1 protein-coding gene is annotated in these 1,247 nt (G+C 69.9%); it reads left to right on the forward strand.

What is annotated here, in order from left to right:
* The coding region (locus ACT89H_RS29365; RefSeq protein WP_445111916.1) for a condensation domain-containing protein at window positions 1–1,247 on the forward strand (1,247 nt) is incomplete at both ends.

Genomic DNA, 1,247 nt, shown 5'->3' on the forward strand with positions numbered 1-1,247 from the left:
AACAGGCGACGCCGGACCTGACGCCGCACGACCTGGCCGCCGGGGAACTCCCGGACTGGCTGCGTGCGTTCGCCGCCGCCGGTTTCGATGTCGCGGCGGAGGTGCCGTTGCGGCTGTCGCTCGCGCGGACCGGTCCCGACGACTACGTCCTCGCTGTCGTCGTGCACCACATCGCGGCCGACGGAACGTCGATAGCGCCGCTGGTGCGCGACCTGATGACCGCCTACGTCGCGCGCAGCGCGGGCAGCGCGCCCGGCTGGGATCCGCTGCCGGTGCAGTACGCGGACTACACGCTGTGGCAGCGTGCCGTGCTGGGCGAGGAGAACGACCCCCGCTCGGTGGCCGCGACGCAGATCGCCTTTTGGCGAGAGACTCTCGCCGGTATTCCGGACCGGCTCGACCTCCCCACGGATCGGCCGCGTCCCGCCGCGGCTTCCGGGCGCGGTGGCGTCTTCACTTTCACCGTCGACGCACCCACCCGGGCCCGGCTCGACGAGCTCGCGCACGCCGGCGGCGCCTCGCTGTTCATGGTCGTGCACACCGCTTTCGCGGCACTGCTCGCCCGATTGTCCGGCACGGACGACATCACCATCGGCACCCCGGTCGCGGGCCGCGGCGAGGCGGAACTCGACGATCTGGTCGGCATGTTCGTCAACACGCTGGTGCTGCGGACCGCCGTGGATCCGGCGGCCTCGTTCGCCGAACTACTACAGGCGACCAAGGAACGCGACCTCGCGGCCTTCTCGCATGCCGAGTTGCCGTTCGAGCGGTTGGTCGAGGTGCTGGATCCGGTGCGGTCGCAGGCGCATCATCCGCTGTTCCAGGTGGCGCTGTTCTTCCAGAACATGGACCGAGCGCAGCTCGAGCTGCCCGGCCTGTCGGTCGGCGCGGTCGAACTCGACGGCGCGGTGGCCAAATTCGATCTCCAGCTGACGGTGACGCCGCAGGAAGGTCCGGACGCGGGCCTGGCCGCCATGTTCACCTACGCCACCGATCTGTTCGACGAGGGTTCGGTCGCCGCCTTCGCGGCGCGCCTGAACCGATTGCTGCGAGCGGTCACGGCCGATCCCGATCGCCCGCTGGGCGGTATCGACCTGCTCAGCGTGGTCGAGCGGGATCGCATCCTGCACGAGTGGAACGACACTCGCTACCCCATCCGCTCCGGGTTGCTGCTCGACGGGTATCGCCGTTCCGTGGAAGCGAATCCGGAGCAGATCGCCGTCGCCTACGAGGGCGCTGAGCTGACT

The organism is Nocardia aegles (assembly GCF_052545135.1).